Annotated in this window: 5 protein-coding genes; 4 read left to right on the top strand and 1 reads right to left on the bottom strand. The window is 53.7% G+C overall.

From position 1 onward, the window contains the following. Nucleotides 1-144: 144 nt before the first annotated feature. On the top strand, nt 145-615 hold the full coding sequence (locus O71_RS17815; RefSeq protein WP_007659660.1) for a YbhB/YbcL family Raf kinase inhibitor-like protein: 471 nt from the start codon (nt 145-147) through the stop codon (nt 613-615). Here O71_RS17815 and O71_RS17810 read toward each other — a convergent pair. Further along, a complete protein-coding gene (locus tag O71_RS17810; protein ID WP_040574678.1) occupies nt 602-1,897 on the bottom strand; it encodes a hypothetical protein in 1,296 nt (431 codons plus the stop codon). The two genes, O71_RS17815 and O71_RS17810, sit on opposite strands and share 14 nt — an antisense overlap. Before the next feature lie 245 nt (nt 1,898-2,142). On the opposite strand from O71_RS17810, the gene O71_RS17805 reads away from it, so the two are divergent. The 3 genes from O71_RS17805 to O71_RS17800 all read left to right on the top strand — a co-directional run. Next, nucleotides 2,143-2,688: an AsmA family protein gene (locus O71_RS17805; protein WP_155800991.1), complete on the top strand. Its 546-nt coding sequence runs from the start codon at nt 2,143-2,145 to the stop codon at nt 2,686-2,688. A gap of 17 nt (nt 2,689-2,705) precedes the next feature. Continuing rightward, entirely contained in the window at nt 2,706-2,840 is a 135-nt protein-coding gene (locus O71_RS26675) for a hypothetical protein (protein WP_255345412.1), read from the top strand. Between the two features lie 5 nt (nt 2,841-2,845). Next, on the top strand, nt 2,846-3,779 hold a 934-nt coding region (locus O71_RS17800), incomplete at its 3' end, for a hypothetical protein (RefSeq protein ID WP_007659655.1).

Below are 3,779 nucleotides of genomic sequence, written 5' to 3'. Positions count from 1 at the left end.
TATACTTTTTTCTATTTAAAAACTCAACCTTTATAAAAAAACTAAGTTACAATATAAATATAAATACTGATTATGCGCTCCTGCTATGTTCACCCTGCCTCCCGGACAGCAATCACATTGATACTATACAGTAACTGAAACATTATGCAGTCGAGAACCCAAGGAAAGCTATACCTCACAAGTCCCGCCTTTTCGCAGGGGGAGCGTATTCCTACCCGCTATACCTGCGACGGTGAGAACATCAGTCCGCCGCTCGAGATCAGGAACTTGCCAAAGTACACGGAAAGCCTGGTAATCATCGTGGAGGACCCCGACGCACCACGGGGCATCTGGACACACTGGCTGGTATGGAATGTCCCTCCATCCAACCTGATCGAGGAAGGGGTTGTGCCTGGTATACAGGGAACCAATGATTTCGGGAGGCTGCATTATGGCGGTCCCTGCCCGCCACAGGGGCTGCACCATTACTATTACAGAATTTACGCCCTGGATGTGATGCTGAACATCAAAGAAGGCACTGGCAGGCAGGCACTACTCCGTGTGATAGGCCCGCATGTGCTCGCAATGGGCGAACTGATGGGCGTATACAGTCGCTACAATGTCATGATGGCGTAACTGGATGCCACTGCGCCATGTGATGGGCGTGGGTGTGCCGGTAGGCACCCGGTTGATAGAACTTGTCATAAAAAGCCAGATCCAGGTGATGCGCCTGTAGATAGGTGCAGATAAACATAGACGGCACCGTGCCCGGGAACTTGCCAAAGGTGTCGAATACATACTGTGCCTGCAGCGCCACACACTCCCTGAATGCCTCGTCGTGTACCTGAGCTGCTCCCCTCACCTTGGCACTCTCCCGCCAGGGTCCGGGTGTCGTCGGATCAAAAGGGCCTCCCCTTCCAAATTTTCGCGCACACACAGCCTCCACGGCAGCCCGCATATCCGGATAGTGAGGCGGACAGTAGCCCTCCATTATACCTTGCAGCCCGGTCGGGTTGGGGTAAGGCCAGCGCTCATCCTTATCGTAGCGAAAGCCGAGCCCCTCTACTCCTGCCACACCACTTGCCCCCAGCACACTGAAGGGGTCTATGCCATCGTACATCCAGCCACCCAGCCCCATGGCCTGCAACAGCAGAGCACCGGCATAGCAGGAAGTCGCCATTTCCGCGCATACCTCGGCAAGTGACAGCTGCTCCACAAATGTGATGGGCCACACATTATTCACATCCACGATGTTTTTAAACCGCTCTATACCTGGCAATGCCTGCTTGTGGATGTCATCGTAAAGTACGAGCCCGTTTTGCAGCATGTAGCAGATTGCCAGCAGCACGTGCTGGGCCAGGTCAGCCACGGGTATCACCAGCAGCGTACCGGGCTTATTGGTCACCCAGGTGTTGTGCGCTTCCACAAAAGGCACTTCGGAGGGAAGTTTCAGACGGCCGTCCTGGAGCTTTCTGATGCGGCTTTGCAAGGCCTGCACCACTTCATCCAGATCCAGAGACCCGTCAGCCGCTCTGTCGGCCGAGGCCGGCGCATCCCGGTTGTCTACGACATACACCCCGGTGTCGTCGGTGAAAAAAGTCATGGAGGTATGGAAGCCGGCAGCAGAGGGAAAAGTACGCCCTCCAGCTGCAGCCGCATAGTTGGACAGATGCGGCGCATAACGCTGCGCCCGGTAGATCATGTTGTGCCAGCCCGTGTTACCGGCACAGGCCGTCACCACGAGCAGTTTCTCCAGTTCAGAGAGGGGCACCGGGTCCTTTTCCGATTTGTAGGCAAACACGCCATCAGGGATTTCCGCCCCCATAAAAAAACGACGGGAGCGACGGCCCAGTAAAGCCTCTACCAACCCAAAACCCAACATATCCTTAAAACCCGGAGGTATAGCAGACTCATCCATGGCCATACACAAAAAAATCAACGTTTTATTGTACTCAAACCACAGCCAGTTGTTTGATATTTAACTACTTACATCGCATCACTTACTAAATATACTCACCTGCCTCCAATCAGGGGCTTAAACAATAGCTGTCGCATCCTTGTAACCCTACTATGGCGTACCAGGACGGGTGACATAGTCATTAGTAAAAAATTCTATCCTTGTTAGCAATCTTTCGTAAAGTCAAACAGTAAAACTAATTCCATATCGCATCAGCTAAACATATCGGAAAAACCATTGCCAAGGTGATACTCTGGTTCCTTGCCATTGTAGTGGGCCTGCTATTGCTCATCATCATCGCTTTGCAAATCCCGAAAGTACAGAATTTCGCAGCTCAGAAAGGGGCCTCATACCTGGCCGGCATGCTGGATACCCGCGTAGAGATCGGGCGTTTTAAGACAGACTGGCGTAATGCCATAGTGCTGGAGGATGTATACCTGGAAGACCAGCAGCAGGACACGCTCTGGTACAGCCAGCGCCTTGGGGTGGACATCAAACTATGGTCACTGCTGAGCGGTGAGCTGAACATCAGCAAAATAGACCTGCAGCAGGCTACCCTCAACCTGCACATCCGCCCCGACTCTACTTCCAATTTCGATTTCCTGGCGGAGGCATTCGCAACCGATACCACCGCAGCTCAGCCCGCCGACACGACGGGAGGAATGCAAATAGACCTGGGTCTGATTAACCTGGAGAATGTGTATGTCAATTTCAACGACGAGGCAGGCGGCAATCACATCAGGCCAGAGTAGGCCAGCTCACCACCACCATGGAAGAGCTCAAGCTGGAAGAGGAGATCTACCGACTCGATAATATTGAGTTGCGAAACACAGGTATAAACTATGTGCAAACTAAGCTTCCGCCTGACGAACCTCCGAGCCCATCACCTTTGACTTTGGTCTGAGCGGTGTGGAAGTCGAGAACTTTGCGCTGAACTATGCAAGCATACCGGCTGACCAACGCATTGAGCTCAAGCTGGGAAAATCAGAACTGGCAGTAGACGATATTGACCTGCCTAACGCCCGCATTGACCTGCGCAGTTTCGACCTGCACGACTCAAAGGTGCTCTATGTGCAGGAGAAGTTGAAGCCGACTGACTCCCTGGCGGTGAACCCGGCAGAAACGGTGCGGAAACTGGACGAGTCGGTAGAGAAAACACAGGGACAGCCCGTGAATTGGGTCGTGAACCTGGGCAAGCTGAGCGTAAGCGGCCTGGAGGCAGGTATGGACAATGCCGATGCGCCACGACAGGCACGTGGGATGGACTACAACCACCTGCGCTTCTCCAACATCGAAATGGATGCAGAGGATATCAGGTATAGCCTCAACCAGATGGGCATGCAGCTTAACCAGCTCAAGCTCGAAGAACAGAGCGGCTTCCGGGTCAACAATTTCCAATCGGATATCACGCTTGACTCCACCCATGCCCGGCTGGCTAACCTCGACCTGCAGACCGGTCACAGCCGCATCAGCAAAGACCTGGCCCTGCGCTATACCTCCTGGGACGATCTGACCGATAACCTGGACGCTGTTCGGCTGGACTTAGACATCGACAACTCACGCATCGGTATGCAGGATGCCCTGTACTTTGCACCTGACCTTGCCGATAACCCATCGTTCCGCAAAATTTCGAATTCTACGATACGCCTTGACGGTCGTGCGCAGGGGCGCCTGGACAACATCAACATACAGCAGCTGCAGGTAGCAGGTCTGCAGGGCACAGCCATAAATGTGAGCGGCAATGTGCGCAATGCGATGGACCCGGACCGGCTTGCTATGGACATCGACATCAACCGCATGGCGACCACCCGCACCGACATCCTGGCGCTCGCTCCTCCCGGCA

This window comes from Pontibacter sp. BAB1700, from assembly GCF_000277005.1.
Lineage (GTDB): Bacteria > Bacteroidota > Bacteroidia > Cytophagales > Hymenobacteraceae > Pontibacter > Pontibacter lucknowensis.
Note: the sequence above shows the minus strand (reverse complement) of the source record. Positions and strands in the feature narration are given on the sequence as shown.